Annotated in this window: 23 protein-coding genes; 12 read left to right on the forward strand and 11 right to left on the reverse strand. The window is 45.3% G+C overall.

The features are described 5' to 3' along the window. Positions 1-8: 8 nt before the first annotated feature. The 5 genes from RH949_RS06180 to RH949_RS06200 form a co-directional block, all read right to left on the reverse strand. Positions 9-512 carry a c-type heme family protein gene (locus tag RH949_RS06180; protein WP_446352243.1) on the reverse strand — a complete coding sequence of 168 codons (504 nt, stop codon included), beginning with the start codon at positions 510-512 and terminating at the stop codon, positions 9-11. Positions 513-710: 198 nt separating this feature from the next. Next, a complete protein-coding gene (locus RH949_RS06185) occupies positions 711-1,232 on the reverse strand; it encodes a hypothetical protein (RefSeq protein ID WP_446352244.1) in 522 nt (173 codons plus the stop codon). 20 nt (positions 1,233-1,252) lie between these two features. After that, positions 1,253-1,681, reverse strand: coding sequence for a hypothetical protein (locus tag RH949_RS06190; RefSeq protein ID WP_446352245.1), 429 nt, complete (start codon positions 1,679-1,681; stop codon positions 1,253-1,255). 190 nt (positions 1,682-1,871) lie between these two features. Next, positions 1,872-2,054, reverse strand: a complete 183-nt coding sequence (locus RH949_RS06195; RefSeq protein ID WP_006106649.1) for a CsbD family protein — start codon at positions 2,052-2,054, stop codon at positions 1,872-1,874. Positions 2,055-2,336: 282 nt separating this feature from the next. Then, the gene (locus RH949_RS06200) at positions 2,337-2,807 is read right to left on the reverse strand and encodes a hypothetical protein (RefSeq protein WP_446352246.1); all 471 of its coding nucleotides are present in this window, start codon (positions 2,805-2,807) and stop codon (positions 2,337-2,339) included. A gap of 331 nt (positions 2,808-3,138) precedes the next feature. Here RH949_RS06200 and RH949_RS06205 point away from each other — a divergent pair, with 331 nt between their 5' ends. Both RH949_RS06205 and RH949_RS06210 read left to right on the forward strand, forming a co-directional pair. Next, positions 3,139-4,263, forward strand: coding sequence for a tetratricopeptide repeat protein (locus RH949_RS06205; RefSeq protein WP_446352247.1), 1,125 nt, complete (start codon positions 3,139-3,141; stop codon positions 4,261-4,263). A gap of 436 nt (positions 4,264-4,699) precedes the next feature. Then, the gene (locus RH949_RS06210; protein ID WP_006106417.1) at positions 4,700-5,767 is read left to right on the forward strand and encodes a tetratricopeptide repeat protein; all 1,068 of its coding nucleotides are present in this window, start codon (positions 4,700-4,702) and stop codon (positions 5,765-5,767) included. A 217-nt stretch (positions 5,768-5,984) separates the two neighbouring features. Here RH949_RS06210 and RH949_RS06215 read toward each other — a convergent pair whose 3' ends face one another. Next, positions 5,985-6,209 carry a hypothetical protein gene (locus RH949_RS06215; RefSeq protein WP_006106436.1) on the reverse strand — a complete coding sequence of 75 codons (225 nt, stop codon included), beginning with the start codon at positions 6,207-6,209 and terminating at the stop codon, positions 5,985-5,987. A gap of 332 nt (positions 6,210-6,541) precedes the next feature. Between RH949_RS06215 and RH949_RS06220 the strand changes: the two genes are divergently transcribed. Genes RH949_RS06220 through RH949_RS06235 form a run of 4 tightly spaced genes read left to right on the forward strand, consistent with a single transcriptional unit; the run spans position 6,542 to position 11,304 of the window. After that, positions 6,542-7,192, forward strand: a complete 651-nt coding sequence (locus RH949_RS06220) for a sigma-70 family RNA polymerase sigma factor (protein WP_006106422.1) — start codon at positions 6,542-6,544, stop codon at positions 7,190-7,192. A 47-nt stretch (positions 7,193-7,239) separates the two neighbouring features. Next, positions 7,240-8,154 carry a DUF1822 family protein gene (locus RH949_RS06225; protein ID WP_232231848.1) on the forward strand — a complete coding sequence of 305 codons (915 nt, stop codon included), beginning with the start codon at positions 7,240-7,242 and terminating at the stop codon, positions 8,152-8,154. Positions 8,155-8,192: 38 nt separating this feature from the next. After that, a complete protein-coding gene (locus tag RH949_RS06230; protein ID WP_446352248.1) occupies positions 8,193-10,532 on the forward strand; it encodes a CHASE2 domain-containing protein in 2,340 nt (779 codons plus the stop codon). Positions 10,533-10,536: 4 nt separating this feature from the next. Further along, a complete protein-coding gene (locus RH949_RS06235; RefSeq protein WP_198016629.1) occupies positions 10,537-11,304 on the forward strand; it encodes a DUF928 domain-containing protein in 768 nt (255 codons plus the stop codon). A gap of 69 nt (positions 11,305-11,373) precedes the next feature. Here the strand turns inward: RH949_RS06235 and RH949_RS06240 are convergent, their stop codons facing one another. Both RH949_RS06240 and eno read right to left on the reverse strand, forming a co-directional pair. Then, positions 11,374-12,357 (reverse strand): hypothetical protein, encoded by a 984-nt coding sequence (locus RH949_RS06240; RefSeq protein ID WP_446352249.1) that lies wholly within the window; start codon positions 12,355-12,357, stop codon positions 11,374-11,376. A 268-nt stretch (positions 12,358-12,625) separates the two neighbouring features. Continuing rightward, entirely contained in the window at positions 12,626-13,924 is a 1,299-nt protein-coding gene (eno, locus tag RH949_RS06245) for a phosphopyruvate hydratase (protein ID WP_006106434.1), read from the reverse strand. A gap of 160 nt (positions 13,925-14,084) precedes the next feature. On the opposite strand from eno, the gene RH949_RS06250 reads away from it, so the two are divergent. The 3 genes from RH949_RS06250 to RH949_RS06260 all read left to right on the forward strand — a co-directional run bounded on the left by RH949_RS06250 (position 14,085) and on the right by RH949_RS06260 (position 15,559). Further along, positions 14,085-14,723, forward strand: coding sequence for a glutathione S-transferase family protein (locus RH949_RS06250; RefSeq protein ID WP_446352250.1), 639 nt, complete (start codon positions 14,085-14,087; stop codon positions 14,721-14,723). Between the two features lie 193 nt (positions 14,724-14,916). Further along, positions 14,917-15,249 (forward strand): nucleotidyltransferase family protein, encoded by a 333-nt coding sequence (locus tag RH949_RS06255; RefSeq protein WP_044211267.1) that lies wholly within the window; start codon positions 14,917-14,919, stop codon positions 15,247-15,249. Further along, positions 15,221-15,559, forward strand: a complete 339-nt coding sequence (locus RH949_RS06260) for a HepT-like ribonuclease domain-containing protein (protein ID WP_446352251.1) — start codon at positions 15,221-15,223, stop codon at positions 15,557-15,559. The genes RH949_RS06255 and RH949_RS06260 overlap by 29 nt, the downstream gene beginning before the upstream one ends. Positions 15,560-15,571: 12 nt before the next feature. On the opposite strand, the gene RH949_RS06265 is transcribed toward RH949_RS06260, so the two are convergent. After that, the gene (locus RH949_RS06265) at positions 15,572-18,436 is read right to left on the reverse strand and encodes a transcriptional regulator (protein ID WP_446352252.1); all 2,865 of its coding nucleotides are present in this window, start codon (positions 18,434-18,436) and stop codon (positions 15,572-15,574) included. Positions 18,437-19,003: 567 nt separating this feature from the next. On the opposite strand from RH949_RS06265, the gene RH949_RS06270 reads away from it, so the two are divergent. The 3 genes from RH949_RS06270 (at position 19,004) to RH949_RS06280 (ending at position 21,369) form a co-directional block, all read left to right on the forward strand. Beyond that, positions 19,004-19,324, forward strand: a complete 321-nt coding sequence (locus RH949_RS06270) for a DUF6883 domain-containing protein (protein ID WP_446352256.1) — start codon at positions 19,004-19,006, stop codon at positions 19,322-19,324. Positions 19,325-19,332: 8 nt separating this feature from the next. Further along, positions 19,333-19,578: a DUF4926 domain-containing protein gene (locus tag RH949_RS06275; RefSeq protein WP_006106412.1), complete on the forward strand. Its 246-nt coding sequence runs from the start codon at positions 19,333-19,335 to the stop codon at positions 19,576-19,578. A 570-nt stretch (positions 19,579-20,148) separates the two neighbouring features. After that, on the forward strand, positions 20,149-21,369 hold the full coding sequence (locus RH949_RS06280; RefSeq protein WP_446352253.1) for a SpoIID/LytB domain-containing protein: 1,221 nt from the start codon (positions 20,149-20,151) through the stop codon (positions 21,367-21,369). A gap of 138 nt (positions 21,370-21,507) precedes the next feature. Here the strand turns inward: RH949_RS06280 and RH949_RS06285 are convergent, their stop codons facing one another. After that, entirely contained in the window at positions 21,508-22,467 is a 960-nt protein-coding gene (locus RH949_RS06285) for a Uma2 family endonuclease (RefSeq protein WP_446352254.1), read from the reverse strand. Between the two features lie 154 nt (positions 22,468-22,621). Further along, positions 22,622-23,506, reverse strand: a complete 885-nt coding sequence (locus tag RH949_RS06290; RefSeq protein ID WP_446352255.1) for a Uma2 family endonuclease — start codon at positions 23,504-23,506, stop codon at positions 22,622-22,624. Between the last annotated feature and the right edge of the window lie 228 nt (positions 23,507-23,734).

A 23,734-nucleotide genomic window follows, 5' to 3' on the forward strand; every position in this document is an offset into this window, starting at 1 on the left:
ACTGGTGGCTATAACCTGAATTGAGCCAAGAGGTAAGTAAATATAAAAGATTGCTTAGGATTGGTTTTTAAGTAGTTGATGGCGTCCCATTCAAATTGATTTTTGGGTCCCCCTTCGTCACGTCGCCAAGGAAATGGATAATCGCTGTAGAGTCGAACGGACATGTCAGTTTTCTTTTCTCGAATTTCACGACTCAGTTCTAGTAAGTAGGTTGCAGGTAGAGGAATCCCACCCTCTTGATTCAAATAGTTATGAGTCACGCTGATCCCATCCACCATTTCGGCTCGACTCACGATTTCTGAGCTATAAAGGGTTCGGGCTTTCTTCATCAGTTGTGCATAAACTTTAGCATTCTGGAGTGCCTGTGATTCGACCAGTTCAAAGGAAAGATGGGACATGCTTAATAAAGCTCCCACAACGCCAACGCAAAATAGAATGGTTAAAATCGGAATAATTCGTTTATAAACAAGTAAACTCAATTTATTCCACAGTTTTCGCCATACCTGACTCATCGTTTACTCCTGGGGTTGCCCGGTATCAAATAGAAGGATACTGTTTACTGTAGCGCTTCTCTTAGAATCCGGGTTAACTACACCCTTGGAGTTGGAAAGGGGATGACTTCATCGGATTGGGTATCAGCCCTTAAATGGCTAATAAAAAAACCTGCTGATGCAGGTTCGTGGCAATGACACTTAAGACTATTGAAGTGATTAGCGACGATGTCCAAACCATTTTGAGGCAATTGCCCCCATAACCGCCCCCACTAAGGGATTGCTGAGGAATTTGACAATGGCAGGTTGATCGGCTAAAACGTCCTGAAAGATATCCGGATGAGAATGATAGGTAAACGCAGCGAGTTTAGCCACATCATCCTCCGTCATCCGACTGGCGTGATGAGTGGAAAGTCCCAGTTGCTTTTCCAAGTCGCGATCGCTCAATCCGCGTTTCTTGAGTTGCTTGAAAAACTCACGCGCTACATCATCCCGTTCCTTGGGCTTAATGTGAGCGATCGCCTGTCGCAGTTCAGGTTCCATCTGACTGGGAGGTATGCGATCGGGATGCAGGGATCTGCCAAATAATTGACGTCGTTCATCTCGCGAAGAACGTTGAGCAAAGTCATCAAAGTTTTGATACTCTTGTTCTGGTGTTTCTGGAACAGGTTCCAGAGATTCGGTATTACCACCCGCCAAATCCTTCATGATCTGACGTTTATACTGGTCGCTCGTTGCCATCCTTTATTATCTCCTTTTTTTTATTGATACGTAACTTGATTGGACTGATTATTGTAATTCGCTGTTACAATAAGTTCTTTATCCGGGGCGTATACCAATACTTTCAGATCTCGATTCGGAAAATTTTGGTGGAACCCTTGAACTAAAGATCGGGCTAAATCCTTAACCTCTGGCGGACGAACTTGAGGGGTAATTACAATCCCTAACTTATTGTTATCGCGCACGTAGGCATCACTAATTAATCCCTTTGCCGTTTGCACCACCCAATTGCCAAACTCTTGACCGGATGCCGTATTGCCTCGTTCTAATTGTTGATAGGTTACACTGGGATTCAATGCCGTTGGCGCTTTTGCTTTGGTTTGGTTTGCTTGGCAAGCCGATGTGGTCGCTAGGACTAAAATTAAAGCCAAAGCCGTGAAAAACTGGCGAGTTTTTTTACCTAAACTCACAGCAACCTCCTGATGAAACTATTAGTGGATTTTCAATAAATAACCAGAAGGTCTAGATCAAGACTGCCTAGACCTTCTGATTCTAGTAAGGCAGGTAGAAGTTAATCAGCCGACTCAAATCAGATACGGCTTTTTTGGCGTTCCCAATCGCGCAAAATGATTAACCTGCTTACTATTCCTGACAAGACAATTAATCGATTATTTCTTTAGCTTTGTCTTTCACGTCTTCAACAGCGTGTCGAGCTTCAGCTTCATTTTGCTTTGCCTTACCTTCTGCCTTATCTTCAGGATCACCCGTGACGTTACTCATGGCTTCCTGTGCCTTACCTTCTATGTTTTTGGCAGTGGCTTTAGCTCTATCTTCAGTACTCATATTTTGAGATTCTCCAAATTATGATGATTATGAATTCGTCCCTAAACTAAAGAATGAATAATCTTTGGGACAATTTCTTTTCCGTTGATGTCCACTATATCTGTATTTTTCATTAAAATCGTCAATCTACAGGTAGATTAGTCTGCTCCCCGCTTTATGTCTAAAGTAGGAATGGGTTATACCTTCTCTGGGTTGACGACTCATTTTTTAGAGACTTCCATACAAAATTGTAGATACGTTGCACACGTATCTACAACCTAGACGATAGATTTTTACTAACAGTTAATCCAGATAACCCATTATTTCATCAGCTTCTTCCATGACATTGGAAGCGATGGGACGGTTTCCCAGAATCATTTCTGTGTTCTCAAGATGCAGGGTACTCACAGAAATCGGACGATTTCCAGACACAACCATGACATCTCGGATTTGCATATTACTCGCTGTGATCGGGCGCTCACCCATAGATGAAAGTGTGCCAACAATTTGTAACTCGCTGGTATCAATAGGACGTATCCCCCTTATTGAACCTTGATCACTCACTTTTAGCGAACTGGTGGCTATGGGACGATTTCCCGGTAGAGGGATTGAAGGTTCAACCAGAGAAATTTTTCCAGCTTGCGGCTTTTGAATAGATAGCTTTGTTGATTGCGTTTCCTTATCTTTTGCCATGGGTGTTTCCTCGCTTTTTTTTGGGGTACGGCTATTCGTTTTACTATTAGCTTTTCTTTGGCTAATGGCGTTATTTGCCATAAACAATTCCTTTAAATTTCTAACGGCATTGGCTAGGGCGTAGGAGACTTAACCCCCTTTGGGGCATTATCACTACTCTGACTCAGATTTTTAGAATTATTATAAACGTATATCTATCTTAACGAATAGGTATAAAACAATACAAACTTGTAAAGATTTGCAAAGATAGAGAGAAATCGACTGTGACCATTGAGGCTTGCGTCAGTTCTGTATCCTATCTGATGCGTCGGGGCGACTAAGAACCTACGCGATACCGCGAAATGGTTAGCTTAGGACGATCTCCACCGTTAGCTTTTATTGTGTCCACCTACTTATCACCCAGGTTACTTCTATGACTGATCCCAAAGCGGTTAAATTCATCATTCAACAAGGAATGCGCTGTTTGCAGGGGGGAGACTTTGACGCCGCCGTCGCTCTTTTCCAAGATGCGGTAAAGCTTACCCCTGAAAATGGGGAGGCTTGGACAGGGCTAGGACTCGCCCTAGGACATCTACAGCGCTATGAAGAGGCGATCGCGAGTTTTGACCAAGCGGGGGTGTTAAATCCCCAGGATGCGAGTATATGGCTGAATCGTGGTATCGTTCTGTCAGACTGGGGAAAGCATGAAGCCGCGATCGCGAGTTTTGATCAAGTGATCGAACGAGAACCTACTCATCCCGAAGCCTGGAACTCTCGCGGAACCTCCCTAATGATTTTGGGACGCAACAAAGAAGCCCTCGCCAGTTTCGATCAAGCGATCGCCTGTAATCCTAATTATGATAAAGCCTGGAGTAATCGCGGTAACGTCTTAACCAATCTCGGACGCCACAAAGCCGCCCTCAAGAGTTTTGACAAAGCCCTGCACATTAGTCCTAATCACCCGGAAATCTGGTACAACCAAGGCTGTCTGTTGATGCAACTCCAGAAACGAGACGATGCGATCGCGTCTTTTAACAAAGCCCTAGAACTCAAGCCGGATCATATCGGCAGTTGGATTAATAAAGGGATCGTCATTTCAGAAATGGGTCGTGAGAAAGAGGCATTACTCTACTACGAGAAAGCGTTAGAATTCGACCCCAACGAAACTCATTGCTGGAATAATCGAGGACTTACTATGCGGCGATTGGGACGTTTACAAGATGCTGTCGCTAGCTATGATCGGGCGTTAGAATGTATGCCTGAAAATTATGAAGCGTGGGACAATCGCGGCTATGCTTTAGTCAAGATGGGACGCTATCGGGAAGCGATGGCAAGTTTTGACAAGGCTTTAGAAGTGAATCCTGATCATGTGAATGCGATTTATAACAAGGGGTATTGTTATGCCGCCCAGGGTAAGGTGACGTTAGCGGTGAATTATATTGAACAGGCGATTAAGGTGAATCCACAGAAATATCTGCCCGTGGCGAAAACTGACCCGGATTTGGAACGGTTGCGGAAAAATAAGCGATTCCAGAAGATGATTGGAGGTGGTAAGTAAGCCGGGAACTCAAGTTCCGGCTTAAAGCTAAAACCCGTTTCAACGGGTTTTAATTAAACGGTATGAAGAAGCACTTAAAACAAGCCATTAATCTAAATCCTAAAAAATAACAATATCAAGCCGAATTGGATCAAGAGAATGAGCTGAATGACAATCTTTAGCATGTGTATGCCGCTTTTGTCAAGTTATTAACTGATCCGGATTTAAGGGAGTTGGGGAAGAATAAGCAAATAAAGGCGTTGATTAAACAAGTGAGGAGACAACCCTAAGCCGTGAACGATCGCGGTTCTGATTGCTAACCCTAAACCCTAAACCCCACATTCTTTACTGACTCCTTTATGTATTGCACTCAATCGAGAATCGTCAAGAACGTTCCCCCTCAACGCTACAACCTGTAAACCCAGGTTAAAAGCCTCTCATAGCAGAAAATATGTCGATGAGTACTCTCCTTCTAGAAAACCCTCAAGCCGCAAACGTTAGCTACAACCGTCCCTTGGAAGTCACAACCCATGAAGCTTGGTATAACTTGGGTATTATACTAATCCAGTCTGGACAGTTTGAAGAAGCGATCGCGACAGTTGACCAAGTTTTAGAACGTGAACCCGACTTATATCAACTGTGGTATAACCGGGGAATTGCGCTGGATAAGGCGGGACGCCATGAAGAGGCGATCGCCAGCTATGACAAGGCTGTAAAATTGCAACCAGACTTTTATCCGGCTTGGTATAATCGGGGCAATGCATTGGTGAATTTAAAACAATATGAAGCGGCAAAACTTAGCTATGATCAGGCTCTAAATCTTAAACCGAACCTGCATCAAGCTTGGTACAACCGAGGTAATGTTCTGTTTAGCTTACAACGCTTTCTCGAAGCCATCACTAGCTATCAAGACGCCCTAAAAATTAAGCCAGATAAATACGAAGCTTGGTACAATCAAGGACATGCTTGGGTACACTTAAAACAGTTCCAAGAAGCCATCGCTAGCTATGATGAAGCCCTAAAAATTAAACCCGATGCTCACGAAGCTTGGAATAACCGAGGAGGGGCGCTGTATCGCCTTGACCGTTTTCCAGAAGCCGTAGCGAGTTATAATGAAGCCCTGAAACTTAAGTATCAACAACCCAGTTCTTGGTATTATCGGGGCAATGCCCTTGTGAATTTAAGATACTTTCAAGATGCTGTAGCGAGTTACGACGAAGCCCTGAAAATTAAGCCCGACAAATATGAGGCTTGGTATAATCGAGGGTATGCGCTTTTGCAATTGGGAGACTACCCAGGAGCCTTGGCTAGTTTCGACAAAACCATAGAGTTTAAATCCGACAATGCTAATGCTTTTTACAACAAAGCTTGCTGTTATGCTTTGCAGGGCAATGTTGACCTAGCTATCGAAAATCTGCAAAAAACCCTCAATCTGAATCCTGATCAATATCGAGAGTTAGCCACAAATGACTCTGATTTGGCTAGTATTCGCCATGATCAGCGGTTTCATAAATTAATCTATTGATAAGTAGTCGGACAAAAGAAAACGGTACTGTATTAAGTTTTGTAAATCGCCCTCAAACCCTTACTGTTCCCTAATCTCAACCGTTAACTTTAATTGTGTCCACCTACTTAAGCTGTTCGGCATTTAAACCTTAATATCAATAATGGCGCAATCCTTGTAGTGCGTTTAGCGAAGCCATGCCGCAGGCTTTGCATCTTGCTCGCTACTAATACCCAATTTAAATGCATGACAGCTTATCATCCCTGAGAATCAAGAGGTTGTCTAAAAAAGGGCGAGACTCTTGTTGCACCTGACCCTCCATGACAGCATTTTGCAAATTCATGAACGCTTGGAGGTCTTGTGAGTCGTATTTGCTTCTAAGTAGCTGTCGCAGTTGGTCTTCGGCTTCTCTGGTGAGATAGCGTGTCTTTAGTGCCTGTTGAACAATCTCACGAATCAACATGATTCTAGTCCCCAGCTTACCCTTTCATTAGGTTCTCAAGTTCAGCAGGTGAGTTTTATGCAAAAGTCGGATATTTGTTACAAATCTTTACATAAGTCATTGGTCATTGGTCATTGGTCATTTGTCCTTGGCTACCCCATCTTCCTCATCTCCCAGCTCCCCCAGCTACCCCGGCTTCGCACCTCCATACCGCCGCTTTTGTTAAACTTTTGTAAAGATTTGTTCTACCTTGCATAAAATCGCCCCTGAGTTCGTGAGACCTCTATGAACAGAGTTAAGGCGGTGTATCAACGCAATCCCATGTAACTGATGTACCAACCCTACCGCTATCGATGAATGTCATAGACCAACAGTTAAAGCAACTGGCACAAGAAGCACAGCAGCATCCTCCCCGTAGTAAACAACGACAGCAAGCTTTAGCCAAGCTATTGGGTGCCATTCAGCAGTCAGGTAAACTGACTCGTCCCTATCCCGGACAATTCCATGGATTTTATGAGGATATTTATGATGAAGCCAAGCAACGCCTATTTTGTTATATTTGCGAAAGGATTGACGACTATAATCCCAGTTTTGAAGTTTTACAATGGGTGAACTTTCTGCTCAAGCAGCGATTTTTCATGGAAGCCAGTCGTTCTATGATGCCAACCGTGCATAAAGGAATCGATGCTAAACGAGTCAAGCGTTTAACCTTGGATGACTTAGAGAAAAACAATCCAGCCGAAGTTAATCCGCAGTTGACGCCTTCTCTGTCCCAAGAAATTATTCATTATCTAGAAACTGACCCCGAAGGACTCTTTAATCAAACCTATACGTCAAATCAACCTGCCGCCAACTTCCAATTTTTAGCTTTGAAACTTTTATCCGGTTATTCCTGGAAAGAAATTTCTGAAGAACTAGGCATTAAGATTTCAACCTTAAGCAGTTTCTACCAACGTTGCTTAACTAAATTTAGTCCCAAGTTAAGAGAATACTTATCATCATAATCCCTGAGGCACAGAATACAATGTTCCACACCCCGAATGAACCCCTAATGCTGACCGTACCCCTAACGTTAGAAGCCCATCAAATCGCTCAACAGTTTCACCAAAAGCATTGCCCCAAAAAGGCAAAACAAGTTTACCTAAATACGTTAGCCGTTTATGCGGTCAAGACCTCTCTACAATGCTTAGAAATTCCGACAAACTGGCAGGCGAGTGATAGTTGGAATCCAATTATGCAAACCCTGACTAATACAGCCGACTTATTGATTAAAGATCTGGGCAAATTAGAATGCCGTCCCGTCTTACCCAATGCCGCTAGCTGTCATATCCCCGCAGAAGTGTGGTCTGACCGGATTGGTTATGTAGCCGTTGAATTGAATCAAGCCTTAACTGAAGCCAAATTACTGGGATTTTTACCCAGCGTTAAAGCCGAGGAAGTTCCCCTAACTCAACTTATATCACTGGAACATTTATTAGACCATCTTAACCCATCTAAACAACCAATACAACTTGGTCAATGGCTACAAAATATTTTTGATGCTGGTTGGCAGACTGTCGAAACATTATTCGATTCCTCGCCAACAGAACTCGCTTTTAATTTTAGAACGTATACGCAAATAGCCACCCACTTATCCGAACCATCCGATCTGAAAATTACACGCGGTAAGCGGCTGACATTAGGACGACGATATGATGATGAACAAGTCATATTAGTCATGAATTTGACACCAACCTCCGTATCAGAACTCGATATTTCGGTTGAAATATATCCAACGAACGGTCAAACCTATCTGCCTAAAAATTTGCGACTGATGATTCTCGATGACACGGGGGAAACCGTGATGCAAGCTGAAGCCAGAAGCACTAAGCAAATTCAATTACAGTTTAGTGGAGAACCCGGAGAATGCTTCAAAGTTAGGGTAGCGTTAGCTGATATCAGCATGACGGAAACCTTTATCATTTAAACAATGAACGATGAACAATGAACGATGAACAATGAACAATGAACAATGAACACTATCCCAAAAAATTAGTAATTTTGAAACTCGATGGTGATTTTCAAAGCCATGGATTTCGGGTCACATTAGCCATTGGTTGGGATGGCGCACCCCCAGATATTGAACTCAAAGGAGTATTAGACGCAGCGCCTGAATTTGCCGATCGCATCCAGTCTCATTGGCACCATAAGTATCGGTGCATTAGCGCCCCCTATCGAATTAAACCGAAAAAAATTATCTATGATGGTTCAGTAAGCCAGCGCCTGAGAGACTGTCAAGACTCCGCCACTGAATTAGGCGATCGCTTGCGAACCTGGTTAGACGGGGAAGGGTTTCGCCCCCTGGATCGGCGGTTACGTGAATCCCTCAGTCGTCAGGATACGATTCGCTTCTTAGTCAGCACCACTGATCCGCACCTGCAAAAACTTCCTTGGCATTTGTGGGATTTTTTTGACCATTATCCGAAAGCGGAACTCGCCTTAACTGATCCTCAGTTTGAACGTCCGTCCCAATTCACCTCAAATCAGCGCACGCCTAAGGTAAAAATTTTAGCCATTCTCGGTCATAGCCAGGGAATTGATATTGAAAGCGATCGCCAGTTACTTGAAAGTTTACCCCATACCGATATTAAATTTTTAGTCGAAAAAAGCCGCCGAGAAATTAACGACCAACTTTGGGAAAAACAGTGGGACATCATTTTTTTTGCCGGACATAGTGAAACCGAAGGGGAAACCGGGCGGATTTATATTAATCAAACCGATAGCTTAACCATTGATGAACTCTGGTATGCGTTAAGAAAAGCAGTAGAACGAGGGTTAAAACTAGCTATTTTTAACTCCTGCGATGGCTTAGGATTAGCCCGACAACTGGATGATATCCAGATACCGCAAATGATTGTCATGCGGGAGTTAGTTCCCGATCGCGTGGCGCAAGAGTTCTTAAAGTATTTTCTCACTGCCTTTGCCCAAGGTCAACCCTTCTATTTAGCCGTCAGAGACGCCAGAGAACGATTACAGGGATTAGAGAGTCAATTCCCTTGTGCTAGTTGGTTACCCGTAATTGTCCAGAATCCCACCCAAGTTCCACCCAGTTGGAACGACTGGATTAGCGACACTACCGCCAAACCCGTTAAGCGGAGACGGCGAGGTTGGCAATTGGTACTGGGTGCGAGTGTCATGGTTACCAGTTTAGTCATGGGAGTGCGATCGCTAGGCTGGTTACAATTGACTGAACAGCAAGCCTTTGATCAACTCTTGGAAATGCGTCCCACGCCATCCCTTGATCCTCGGTTATTGATGGTTGAAGTTACGGCTGGGGATATCAAACAGTTAGGCGGTGAATATCCGCTACACGATCGCACCCTGCTAAAACTATTACAAAAACTAGAAACCTATCAACCCCGCGCCATCGGCTTAGATATCTTTCGCGATCGCCCAGAGGGGGAAGGGCGGGATGAATTGGTACAATATCTGCAAACGAGCGATCGCGTGATTCCCATCTGTGTTATCCCCTCTCCCCACATTCCGGAAGGGGTTGCGTCTCCCCCTGGACTTCCCAAGGAACGCTTAGGATTTGCTGATATTGTTGTTGATCCAGATGGGATTGTTCGGCGTCATCTCATCGCCATGAAACCGCCAGCCGTATCCTCTTGTTCCACCTTCTATTCCCTGAGTTTTCAATTAGCCCTACACTATCTGCAAGCCGAGGGAATCTCACCTGAATTTATTTCAGAAGATCGCTGGCAATTGGGTTCAGTTACATTAACAAATTTAAATGCAAACCCCGGATTTTACCAGCGTGGTGTCGGATTGGAAGGGTTTCAAGTCTTACTCAATTACCGTTCTCCAGAATTTGCCAAAACGATGGTAGAACGAGTAACCTTGAGTGATATTTGGGCAAATCGCGTGAATTCTGATTTTTTGCAGGATAAAATTATTTTAATTGGCATAACTGATCCCACAATTAAAGATGAATTCCAAACGCCGGGTAATCATGAAATGCGGGGGCTATTCCTGCATAGTCAGATGGTCAGTCAGATTATTAGTGCGGCTGTGGGAGAACGCCCCTTGCTGGCGTTTTTCCCTTTATGGGGGGATCTCGTCTGTGTTGGGATTGGGTCAGTTATTGGAGGTGCGATCGCATGGCACTATCGAGAGTCCCTGTTACGCCTGGGATTAGCAGTGGGAGTCTCTATGATAACGATTAATGGTATTGGCTGGTTTATTTTCATTCAAACTGGGAGTATATTACCCATGGTTCCAGTAATGCTAGCTGTAGTTGCCACAAGTGTAAGTCTTGGGGCTTACCAGGCATTTAGAACTTCGCGATCCGATGAAACCCCTTAAACCTATGATTGCACGCAAACTTGCTTTAATCCTGGCTATAACCGTTCTTGAATTGACAATTCATCGACCATTTGTTCAAGCACATCCGATTCAAAAATTAGCAAGTCTTAAACAAGATCCACCCGTTCGGGATAGACCGAATGATGATCGCAAACCTGCCGGAACTCGTGGACCTTGTGAACAGACTGAACAACCGTTTACACCGTTATTACCCATTACCAACTCTGACTACAAGTTTTCTGGCTTTACCTTAAAAGCTTACCCCACATTTTGGTTTTATATTCCCTATCCGAGTAACACAATTAATCGAGGATCATTCGTTATCAAAGATTCACAGAATGAGACTCGAAACTATCAGGTTAGTTTCCAGCTTCCAGAAACACCAGGTTTTGTCAAAATTAGCTTGCCGATTACTGCCATTCCCCTAGAATTGAATAAACAATATCGTTGGCAGTTCACCCTATATTGTACATCCAATGATCCGACGGATTTATCTCAAAGCATTTGGCATAACGGCTCAATTGAACGCCTTGATCCTCAGCGTTTAGAACCTCAGACAGCAACAGCGTTGGTAATGGATCAGATGAAGTTTTATCAAGATAATCGTCTTTGGTACGATATCTCAGCCGATTTAGTCCAAATCTATGACTTTCCTCTAGCTTGGCGTTATTTATTAAGAACGATAGATTTAGAGGAACTCAAAAAAGAACCGATCGCAGGTTCCGTACAGCCTATTGGTGATTCTAATGAAATCTTAGGAAACCGGGAATAGGGAATCTGGGGGAGTCATGTAGAGACGCGCCATGGCACGTCTAGAAACAAGGACAGCTTGTGCTATCCGTTAGCGAACAATACAAACACCCCCGACTTGTACGGTACAAGCTTCTGGTTTTTTAACAGGTTCTAAACTCTGAGTACTGGCGTTGTAAGTATATTCACCCGCCGGAAAAACTCGGTTAGGATCGGCACAATAGCGATAGCTTTGTCCACCTTCGGGATAGGAGATAACGACTAAAGAACTGGTTGCTGGAGGACAGGTATCGAGTACATTTAATCCATACTCGTCTTCCAATTTTTCTTGGCGAGGATCGGTTGTTTGATTGGCGGCGGTTTGAGTTCCCGGGCGTCCCGGCTTTAAGGTTTCCGTACTCATGTCGTAGGTATATTGTCCCGCTTCTAGAAAACGGTTAGGATTGGCACAATAGGTATAGGTTTGATCCGATTCCGGAAACGACACAACCACTAACGAACCCGTCGCCGCTGGACAGTTTTCCAAGACTCTCAATCCAAAGTCATCTCGTAATAATTGTTTTCGTTTATCTGGGGTTTGATTTGAAGCGGAGGGTTGATTTGAGGGATTATTAACGATAACTCCTGGTGTAATTCCGGAAAGGGAAACCGTATATCTGCCTCTGGTATTATTGTCACCTAAGACGAGGAGTTTATATTCGCCACTGATGGGGACTTGATAAACTAACAGATTGGTTTTGTCATTGTAGACGACTTGGTTCCCGGTTTGTGAAGAACTCAGAACTAAAATAGGTGAAAGAGTGCTGCCCTCTTCTGGTTTAACATTGATGCGAACGGTATCCCCTTGTTGGGCATTAAACCGATATTCTTCACCCCCAGCAGTTTCCAGGGGCGCATTAGGGATTAAGTCGTTACGATAGCGGAAGGTGGGAGAGTTGGTTTGGATAAACCCCCTAACGCTGTCATTATTGTCTAGCATCGTGGCGGCGGTGGCGGTAAGGGACAGGATGGATAAGATGAACCCACTAATAGCCACTGGGGTTGCGATTCGATTAATAACGGTTCGGGTAACCATGCACGCTGGAAATTAAAAACATTAGGTACGCAAAGGATTCTACCAAAGAAAGAGACCTATTTAAAATCGTAGGGTGGGTTAGGCGAGAATTAAATTTAGGTGATAACCCTTTAATGAACAATCCAACCTAACCCACCGATACTCAGGTCGAAACTCTTTTCAAATAAACTACACCTCTTGAAAACGTTGGGGTCAACGGCATAATTGAATAAAGGGCGCACGTCGGTGCGCCCCTACAGCAATTGAATTGGGCTATCGGAAAGTTTGATTATTTGGCAATTTTGGGTCCCATCCCAATTTTACCGGCATAGATGGCGCGATCGCCGAGTTCGTCTTCTATCCGGAGTAGGCGGTTGTATTTGGCAACTCGTTCACTGCGACAGAGGGAACCCGTTTTGATTTGACCCGCACGAGTGGCGACGGCTAAATCCGCGATCGTGGTATCTTCGGTTTCGCCAGAACGGTGAGAGATAACCGAACGGAATCCACTGCGGGTGGCGAGTTCAATGGTTTCTAAGGTTTCGGTTAATGACCCGATTTGATTGAGCTTAATTAGGATCGAATTCCCAGCGGCTAAATCAATCCCTTTTTGCAAGCGAGTGGGGTTGGTGACAAATAAATCATCGCCAACTAATTGGATGCGAGATCCAAGTTTTTCCGTCAGCAATTTCCAATTATCCCAATCGTCTTCATGTAAGCCATCTTCAATGGAAACAATCGGATATTGACTGACTAATTGATCCAAATAATCAACGAGTTCACTAGGGGAATGAGATGAGCCTTCATAGAGATACTGCCCGTCTTTGTAAAATTCGCTGGCGGCGACATCCATGGCTAACGCCACCTGTTCCCCTGGTTTATACCCAGCTTTTTCAATCGCGGCAATTAGAAATTCTAATGCGGCTTTATTGGACTCTAAGTTTGGCGCATAGCCTCCTTCATCACCTACACCGGATAGCAGCTTTTTCTCTTTCAAGACTTGAGACAGGGCGGCGAATACTTCAGCCCCCCAACGCAGTGCGTCTTGAAAGGTATCAGCACCCACGGGGACAATCATAAACTCCTGAAAGTCTACATTATTATCCGCATGGGCACCACCGTTAATCACATTCATTAACGGAACCGGGAGAAGATTGGCAAGGGGTCCACCTAGATAGCGATAGAGGGGAAGTTGCAATTCATTCGCGGCGGCTTTGGCATTGGCGAGAGACACTGCCAGGATAGCATTGGCACCCAGTTCATTTTTATTTTGGGTTCCATCCCGATAAATCATCGTCTGGTCAACGGTTGCTTGGTCTAGGGCGTCCATGTCCAGGAGTTCGGGGGTGATTTTCTCTTTGATGTTACGGACTGCCTTGAGGACGCCTTTCCCGTTATAGCGATGAGAATCACCATCTCGCAGTTCGTGGGCTTCAAAGGAGCCGGTAGAGGCACCACTAGGAACTTGTGCCAAGCCCAGGGCACCACTGGCGAGGCGAACTTCGGCTTCCACGGTGGGACGTCCCCGCGAGTCCAGGATTTCTCTGGCGTCAATGGCTTCAATCGGAGATTCGGGTTTATCTAACATACTGTTTCCTCTAAGTTGCAATGACTCCAGGGTTCAGGATACGTCTGAAGTCGTGGACAAACAAGCGAACTTAAGGATGTTTTCGATCCCCAGCGCTCATATCCGGATTTATGATAGGGTATGCGATCGCTCTGTAGGGATTAAAAATTAAGGGGGTCTGATGAAACTCTATTACTTTCCGAAAACACGCGCCATGCGTCCTCGCTGGTGTTTAGAAGAAATGGGTATTCCCTACGAGTTAATGCGAGTAGATATCACTCAAACGGACAAACAAGAGTATCAAAAGTTACATCCCCACGGCAAAGTTCCAGTTCTAGTGGATGAAGATATAACCATTTTTGAGTCGGCGGCGATTTGTGCTTATCTGACTGACAAATACTCAGACAAAGGATTAATTCCAGCTCCAGGAACATCAGCACGAGCGTATTATTATCAGTGGCTTTTTTATGCGATGGTGACATTAGAGCCACCCGTGGAGCATTATATATTTCAGGTGCTACCGGATTTGCCGGAAAGGATATCGCCACTGAAAAAACGTTCAGAACTCTCAATGGATGACACTTTAGCATGGTTTACCCAAGTCTCTGAACCGTTAACAGCCGCGCTTGAGGGTCAAGATTTTCTGGTCGAAAATCAATTCACGACAGCGGATATTTTGACTGGAGGCGTTCTGATGTGGGCACTTCAATTAGGAATGCTGGATAATCATAAAATCCTCCAGGCTTATGCTGAAAAACTCAGGGGAAGAGAAGCTTTTGGGCGAGCTAATCAAGATTTCTATGCTAAGGTAGAAGACTAACATTTTTACTTAGCCCTTCAGCCCTTCGTTAGGAAACTCTTAACAAGGTAAGGTAGAGTTTTGAGTAAATTACAACGGGAGCATGTCACCTTCGTAGGTTGGGTTGAGGAACGAAACCCAACTCTCAGTTAGCCTGTTGGGTTTCGCCATCGCTCTACCCAACCTACGAGAACTACAGGATTAAGATAAAGTTATGAACGTTAAAAATATTGAGCTGCCAATGGAGCAGATTAAAGCATTTTGCGATCGCTGGCAAGTTACAGAATTTTCTTTATTCGGTTCTGTCTTGCGGGACGACTTTCGCCCCGATAGTGATATTGACGTGATGGTGCAATTTCATCCAGAGGCTCATCCTACGTTCTTCAGTTTGGAGCAAATGGAAGCGGAGTTAAAGACGATTTTTAATCGAGACGTTGATTTAATTACTCGTCAGGGGATTACATCAAGTCGTAACTATTTACGTCGTCAAGAAATTCTTTCGTCGGCTCAGGTAATTTATGAAACGAGATCTGCAATTTTTACTTGACATGCTACAATCCGCAGAACTCATTATAGACTACATCGCTCAATGCTCAAAAGATGAGTTCCTCGAAACCATACAGCTTCAAGATGCAGTCATCAGGCGATTGTTAGTAATTGCTGAAGCAGCCAGACGAATTTCAGAAACGACACGCCAAACCCTGTCCACTATTCCATGGCAAGAAATTAACGGAATGCGAAATCGGTTAGTTCATGAATATGATGATGTTAACCTCAATATCGTTTGGGATGTTGTTCAAAATGAGATACCGATTCTAATTGAGGAGTTACGATTAAGAGTGCCAAGAGAAGAATAAACCCAATTCGTCTTACCTAAACTTGGGCGGAAGTTCGGCGGGAGGTGGAGAATCTGCACCTGGAGGAAGAGGAGGTGAACCGCCAGGTGGTAGGGGTAGCGGTGTTGGTTCTGTTCCAGATGGTGAAGTCCCCGGTGAGGGTGACGGTGACGGTGACGGTGAGGGGGGTGTCGGCGTTTGTGCAGCCGCAGTGTCTCCGGGTGGAGGTGGAGGATCAAACGTTGGTAATCCGTTAGCTGTGTCTCCTGGCGGAGATAAGGGAGTCATTTCCACAGGTTCTGGAGGCGGCGGTTGGATGGTTTCAATGGTGACTGAACGGCTTTTTTGTTCTCCAGCTTCATTGGTAACTTGCAAGGTAATTGTTTCCGTACCTGCTTCTGGACTAAGTTCATAAGGCAAAGTGCCTTCGGGTGGTACAGTACCGGGTGCAGGTAGAAGTTCAACTTTGAGATCTCTACCCCCCTCAACTTTCCAGGATAAAGGTACAGGTATCGCTTGATTTCCAGAAATTGGTATCACAAACTTAGGACGAGTGAGGGTTTCTACACCACCAACTGTAAATTCAACAATATCAAAGGGAACAGGTTGGGCTTCAATTTTAATCGGATCAGTTTTTTGAACGGGTAATTCTTCGGGTTCTCCTTGTTGGGGAACCACGATTAATTCAAAAATATAGGTTCCCGGTTGGCGCACACCTGTGGCAAGATTCAGGCAAACTAATGCCTCATCTTGTATTTCACAGGAGTCTTGGAGGGGTTGAGGAATCCCTTGGCTAAAATCAATTGATTGCATGGGAAAGGTGACAATTCCCTCAGGATTGCGCCCTACCAGTTTTAAGATTCTGATTTGTTCGGGGTGACTAATTTTCCAATTCAGTAAAATACCTAGGTCTTCCGGTTGCGGTTGATCGTCAGGTGAGTTAGTATCATTGGCTGTTGGACTGGCTTCTTGGTCTGCTGCTTCCGGGTTAGTCTGAATGACTTCTTGATAGACGGGTTGAGTTGAGGCAAATTCTTCAATCTCAGGAATTGGAAACGGTGTAATTTTGACTGTATTCGTTTGTAGTTCCTCTAATTCTCCCCTCTTTTTGCCTTGAGGCGTTACAGTCAGTTCAAACACATAATCCCCCGGTTCACGAGCATCAGTTGGCACGTTCTGGCAATTGAGAATCTCATCGGTTGTGCAGAAACGCTCTAACTCGTTGGGAATCCCCTGGCTAAAATTGTAGGCAATTGGACCACTGGTAACTACCCCATCTGGCGATACGCCTTGTATTTTTATAGTTTGGATGCGTTTGGGGTTGGTAATTTCCCAATTCAGGCGAACATTTTCCTGATCAGCCGCCGAGTAATTTTTGCCGGCTGGCGCAAATTCGACTATTTCCGGGCGGGGTTTGGGTCTAAAAAAGAGAAACCACAGCAGGAATATTAATGCCCCAATCAGTCCGACTATACCTAAAATAACTAATAAAAATTGCCACCACGGACGCCCTTCCCAAATTAAAGTACCTTGGAAGCGATTGTTAAGTAAGGGAAACTGTTGTAGGTCTTCAATTTCAATAACAAAGTTTAAAACTCGTCCGTAGAAGGGTCTACGCCACCATTTCTGGCTGGGTTGCACCTCTAAATTCGCGATCGCATACCCACCGGGGGCGAGGCGAACTTGGGTGGGTATCAGGGTATAGGTGCAAAGATCATCGCCATCGGCACTTTTGGCGATGAGGGCAATGTCGCGGGTAATATTACCGCCGTTATACAGTTGTAACTCGAAAACACCGGACTGATGGCTGACTTTACCGACTAGGGTGACTAACTCGACAGTTAACAGGTAAATCGGCATTACCTGGAGGTAAATCGCATCCAGTAACACCAAGTCGGGATTATTCAGGGAATAAAGACGCACCGTGGGGGAATAGATTGTCGCCCAGGTATCTACAGGTGGGGTGATAATGAGCTGGATTAGACCCTTTTCACCCGGATTCAACTCTAAGCCATCCATCACCCGCACCACTCCGGTGTCGGTATAGCCTTCGGGATAAATCACCCTATACCAAATCGGGGCTAAATCCGGACAGGTTAAGCGAAATTGATCCACACGATCCGATCGATTGTGAACTAGAACCTGAACTTCTAAAGGTTCTCCCGGTTGCACCACAGCCGGGACAGCGGAACTGGTGATCGGGAGTAGAGAGAAGGTGGGATCATTTACCCGGATGGCTTCTTGGACAAAAGGTAAGACTTGCAGCCGTGCTTGATGCTGGATTGGCGTGTCTTCCGGGTAATGCTGCTGGGCATCAACCATCAGCAGATAATTATAGGTACCCGGTGTCGCATCCAGTGGTATCGGAATCTGGAACACCACCTCACTACTTTGTCCTTGCCCTAACGCCAGACGTTCATAGGGAGAAATACACCACTGGTGCAGGAATTGGGAGGTTTCATCGATATAAATCTCGATTAAGGCACTTTGATTTCCCTCATTGGTAATGGTGACGCATAACTCAAACGTCGAACCCGGTGTAATCGGCGCATCCCCAGAGGGATTGACAATCATGGACAGGGGTTTTCCGGGAGTCAGCGCTTGCTGAATCATCTCGGAAAACGGGCTACCTTGTCGTCTCATTTCACTGCGATAGTAACGGGGAATGCCTTCCACTTCCATTTCTCGGACAAAACCCTCTTGAACTAACTCATCGAGTTCTATAGCGATCGCCTGTTCATTTTCGTTGATGTGATCGGCGATTTCGGGTAGGGTATGCCCTTCCTCGCGACGGATAAACAGAACAATCTGCCGTTGACGTTCCGGAAGTGCCAAGATATCAGCAATATTTATGGTTTTACCACCATTCGCCGAAGGATTGGATGGATTGCTATTCATAGTTTCCCTTTCCCCTCTGGGTTTGACCTCTCCTCCTGCTGACTTCCAAGGGCTAAACTGATTATTTACACGTTCAGCATGGGTGGAGCGACAACTGTATTAATGTTTACAGCGTTCACTCTGACAATTAAACCGCAAGCGAGACTCAATGTCAGCTATTGTCATCTATCCTAGGTAATTAGCCCTCAACTAAAGTTGGGGCTAAAAGCTTAAACCCGTTAAAACGGGTTCAAAGAGCTACTCATCGATTCTTACTTGAGCTTTAGGCGATATTCTGTTTAAGGAGCGTGCCATTCATTCTAGGTTAGTAGTAGACACCAAGCGTGTCAGAAGCTCCCGACAGCGCTGACTACAAACTACGCGATCGCAGGTTGTCCTTAACCGATGAACAGGAAATCGCTATCCGATTACCTAGACCTGAACGGCTGTCGGATTGGGGGTTTTGCGGATATGGGGAGGGAGTGCGATCGCTCTCCTCCTGCTCCCTCGGCAAAAGAGGAGGTGGCACAACCGAAGAATGACAACTCTCTCCGAACTGGCACAACAAAGAGTCGGCAAAACAGGAAAATCCCTGATGATGCCATCATTCCTGATACTAAATTAACTCGCTATCTCCTGGTCAAGAGAGAACAAGACGATAAATCAAACTTTTTGGCACAGGCGGGATTTACACGGGATAATCCCGACCAATTAAAATCCGCCATTCGTCAACTTGCCGATACAGTGAAAGCGGTAGAAGATAGAAGCAATGAATATGGGACGTTCTACCGTGTCAAAGGTCAACTCATGGGTGTCAATAACACAAACTTGGAAGTAATCACAGTCTGGCTGAACCGTAAAATTGATAACCAATTCCAGTTTATTACTTTAATTCCCAACAAGGAGTGACACTAGAAATGCTTGAACTTTACCAGCGCGTTGTCCTATCTCGCAACCTACCAGAACATCACCTGCAAAAAGGCGATGTTCTCACTCTGATTGATTATGTGCCTCACCCTAGCGGTGGCGAAGATGGCTATATTTTGGAAGTTTTCAATGCTGTGGGTGAATCAATTAATGTAATTGCTGTGCCGATGGGAGCAGTTCAAGCCTTGAAAAATAATGAAATCCTCACTGTTCGTTCTTTAGCTGAGGCGAGTTAGTAAAACTTAAACCTGCTCTCGCGCTAACCATGCAGCATACAGCAATTGTGAGATGAGTGTGCGATTTTCAGGTATATTATCTATGGTGGGTTTATCGTAGGCAAAACTAATCCTAACACAGCTAAACCCCTTGAATTTTAGTAACACTTTGTATAATGTCTGGTTTTCGTCTCACTCCTAATGTCTCCTTGGACATAAGTATTTTTTTAAATTTTCGATAAAAATCATTACTAAGTATTGACAAAAACACAGATTTTACAGACGGGATAGCAGTTTTCCCAATGCTGAATCGTGAGAGACACAGATTGACACAGAGAAGTAAATAATCTCCCCAACAATCGAATCATCTTCTCCCCATTCAGAACTAACCTTTCTGTGTAATCAGTGCTACCCGCCTCCCACCCCCCACCTCTACCGTTCCTACCAATCAGAGAAATCAGTGTTACCATTCTTGATTCAGCCAGGGAGTGCCATATCCAAAGACGCGATCGCAGATTAAACTAAGAGGCGGTGCTTGATTGCTAATCTGTCGTTATCGTCCTCTCCCAACCCGCTCAGGAGCAAGTATTGATGATTCGCCTGCCTAACAACCACCCAATTTTCAAGGGTTCGAGACTATGGTCAATGGTTGTGGTTTCAGCATCCCTCGTATTGCCCTTGATGCTAGCTCAATCCTTTTATTCCGGTTCTAAACCGATCGCACCCTCTCCCCAACCGTCTTCGGAGCCATCACCCCGATCGGAAGTCCCACCACCGCCAAATCCGTCCCCGGCTGAAGTAGAATGGCGTCATCGTCTGATTGCCCAAAGTCTCTCCTGGCAACGTCCCTCAACTCCTGTTCCCAAGGCAACCCCATCTCAATCCTCTACGACTCAAGATACCGCCAAAACTCAAACCTCGGCGGCTCAATCACCGACAGCCAACCGAACCACTCAAACCTCGGTTCCCAAACCCCCTACCCCCCTACCGCCCAAACCTAACGCCCAGACTCAAGCCCAAACTCCACCCCCCCAATCCCCTCCCGCCGCTTCGGAAAACTCTGCCAAATCTGAAACTCCTCCAGCTAATGCAGCCAGCCTAGAAATGCGAGTTGCGATCGCAACTGGGGTAAGTTCCCTCGACGTTGGCACATCTACCACTGGATTGGTGGTGGATGGGAATGGCAAGACATTAGGAAAACTTGAGGCGAACGAAGGCGTTAATGCTCAACCCAATGGTTCTTATCTTCGCATCGGTGAATGGAAAACCCCAGGGGGCGTTTGGCTTAAACCCACAGGTGGCGGGTTTGTTTTTGTCAATGGTCGCTGGTATCGAGGGGATTTACTTTTAATATCACAAGGGGATAGTCTACTTGCCGTTAACTATATTGAGCTTGAGGCGTATCTAGCCAGTGTCGTCGGTTCCGAAATCTATCCCAGTTGGCCCCCCGCTGCTCTGAAAGCCCAAGCGATCGCGGCTCGTTCTTATGCGATCGTGCATTATATTCGACCGGCTAATCAGTTATATGATTTGGGTAATACTCAGCGTTGGCAAGTGTATAAGGGAATTGAGTCGGAGTGGAATACCACCACTCAAGCGGTTCAGCAAACCCAGGGAATGTTTCTCAGTTATAAAGGGGGCGTGGTGGAATCGCTGTACGCCGCTTCAGATGATATTGTCAGTAATGTTTTTGGCGGTCAAGGAATGAGCCAACGGGGAGCATACAAGTTGGCGATGCAAGGGTATGATTACAAACAAATTTTAGCCCATTATTATCCGGGTGCGGGGTTGTCATGGATTGAGGATCATTAAACGCTGGAAAGGTTTTCCGGCTTAAGTGTATGATCATGATTTCGAGTAGGCGATCGCGATGACATTAGCAACCAAGCAACTAACCTTTGCAGAATGATTAAATTTTTATCGGTAAAAGTTGTATAATCGTCTTTTTCATCAGCTCTGATCCTGGAAAAAGGTATCGGGGTCAATTCCCGATTCTCGTAGTCGCTCAATCAAAGCATCTAACTGAGCTTGTGTAGCTTTGGCTCGTTGTCTGTCCTGTTGAGCTTGCTGTAAAGCTTGGGCTTTTTGGATTCTCTCTTGTTCGGCTCGTTGTCTTTCTTGTTCGGCTCGTTGTCTTTCTTGTTCAGCTCGTTGTCTCTCTTGTTCAGCTCGTTGTCTCTCTTGTTCGGCTTCCGTCAGAATCCAATTTCCTTGAGCATCATACCAACGCAACCAGAAGCGATTAATCCCTTGAAACTCTCCCTGCCATAATCCCAAACCTAAGCCTAATTCACTCATCCATACTCGCCCATCTTGTACCTCTAACTCTTGATAATGCGCTCCATTCAATTTAAACGCCCGTAGTTGATTGGTGTAACGACTAAATACGACATAGTAAGGGATATGTAAAATCTGCTCATAAACCTGCCATTTTCGCGGCGGTTTATCTTCAGTTGATCGCTGACTCTCTTGCCCATTTCCTCGACCTTGTTCAGGTTCTGGCGCGATTACCTGTTCTCCTAAGTCTTCCCTCTCAGTTCCAGGTGAGAGCAATTCCACAACCACAAACGGATTGACGCCCTCCTGCCAAACCACATAAGATAGGCGCATATCCACATCATCATACAGTCGCGGTACACCGACAACCCCAAACCAATCTGGGCGCTTGTACCACAGAGGATGACGCACATCATAGTAAAGGTTTAAGTCGCTGGCATAAAAGATCTGTGAAAGGGGATAGTGGGGAGGGCAAAATGTCAAGCTCAATAATTGCGCTTGCCAATCATGGAATTCGTCAGGCAAACCGGGTTCCTCTGGATCTTCACTCGGAAGATCATACATCGTCGGTAGCGTTTCCCTCGGTGAACAAGGTGGATCAGTTTGAGGAACAGGATAGTTGAACGAAACCATGGACGGAAATTGTTAGGAAAACTGGCTCTATCTTAACAATCGCTACTTATGCACAAGGGCGGGTTTTGTTGTTTAGTTATTGACAATCAGCTAGCGCTAGTTCCTAAACCCGCCCCTACAGTGGCGATCGCTAACTGTAGTGACTCGACTGATTTTAACCCTGATCCGGGAAAAAGGTATCGGGGTCAATACCTGATTCTCGCAGTCGCTCCATCAAAGCATCTAACCGAGCTTGTGCAGCTTCGGCTCGTTGTCTCTCTTGTTCAGCTCGGTGTCTCTCTTGTTCCGCTCGTTGTCTTTCCTGTTCCGCTTCCGTCAGAATCCAGTTTCCTTGAGCATCATACCACCGTAACCAGAGGCGATTAATCCCTTGAAACTCTCCCTGCCATAATCCTAAACCTAAGCCTAATTCGCTCATCCATACTCGCCCATCTTGTACCTCTAACTCTTGATAATGGGCTTCATTCAGTTTAAACGCTCGTAGCTGATTGGTGTAACGACTGAATACGACATAATAAGGAATCTGTAGAATCTGCTCGTAAACCTGCCATTTTCGCGGCGGTTTATCTTCAGTGGGAAGCTGACTCTCTTGCCCATTTCCTTCACCTTGTCTTGGCTCAGAGTCTGGCAATGGGATTACCTGTTCTCCTAAGTCTTCCCTCTCGGTTCCAGGTGAGAGCAATTCCACCACAACAAACGGATTGACGCCCTCCTGCCAAACCACGTAAGACAGGCGCATATCCACATCATTATACAGTCGCGGTACACCGACGACCCCAAACCAATCCGGACGTTTATGCCACAGAGGATGACGCGCATCATAGTAAAGGTTCAAGTCGCTGGCATAAAAGATCTGTGAAAGGGGATAGTGGGGAGGGCAAAATGTCAAGCTCAATAAATGCGCTTGCCAATCATGGAATTCGTCAGGCAAACCCGGTTCCTCTGGATATTCACTCGGAAGATCATACATCGTTGGTAACGTTTCTTTGGGTGAACCCAGTGGATCGGTTTGAGGAGTGGGATAGTTGAATGAAACCATGGACGGGAATTGTTAGGAAAACTGGCTTTATACTAACAATCCCTACTTATGCATAAGGGCGGGTTTTGTGGTGGAGTTATTGGTAATAAGCTACCGCTAGTTCCTAAACCCGCCCCTACAGTGGTTGGTTAACAATCCCTACTTATGCATAAGGGCGGGTTTTGTGGTGGAGTTATTGGTAATAAGCTACCGCTAGTTCCTAAACCCGCCCCTACAGTGGTTGGTTAA

Origin of the sequence: Coleofasciculus sp. A1-SPW-01 (assembly GCF_040217205.1) — a bacterium.
Lineage (GTDB): Bacteria > Cyanobacteriota > Cyanobacteriia > Cyanobacteriales > Coleofasciculaceae > Coleofasciculus > Coleofasciculus chthonoplastes_A.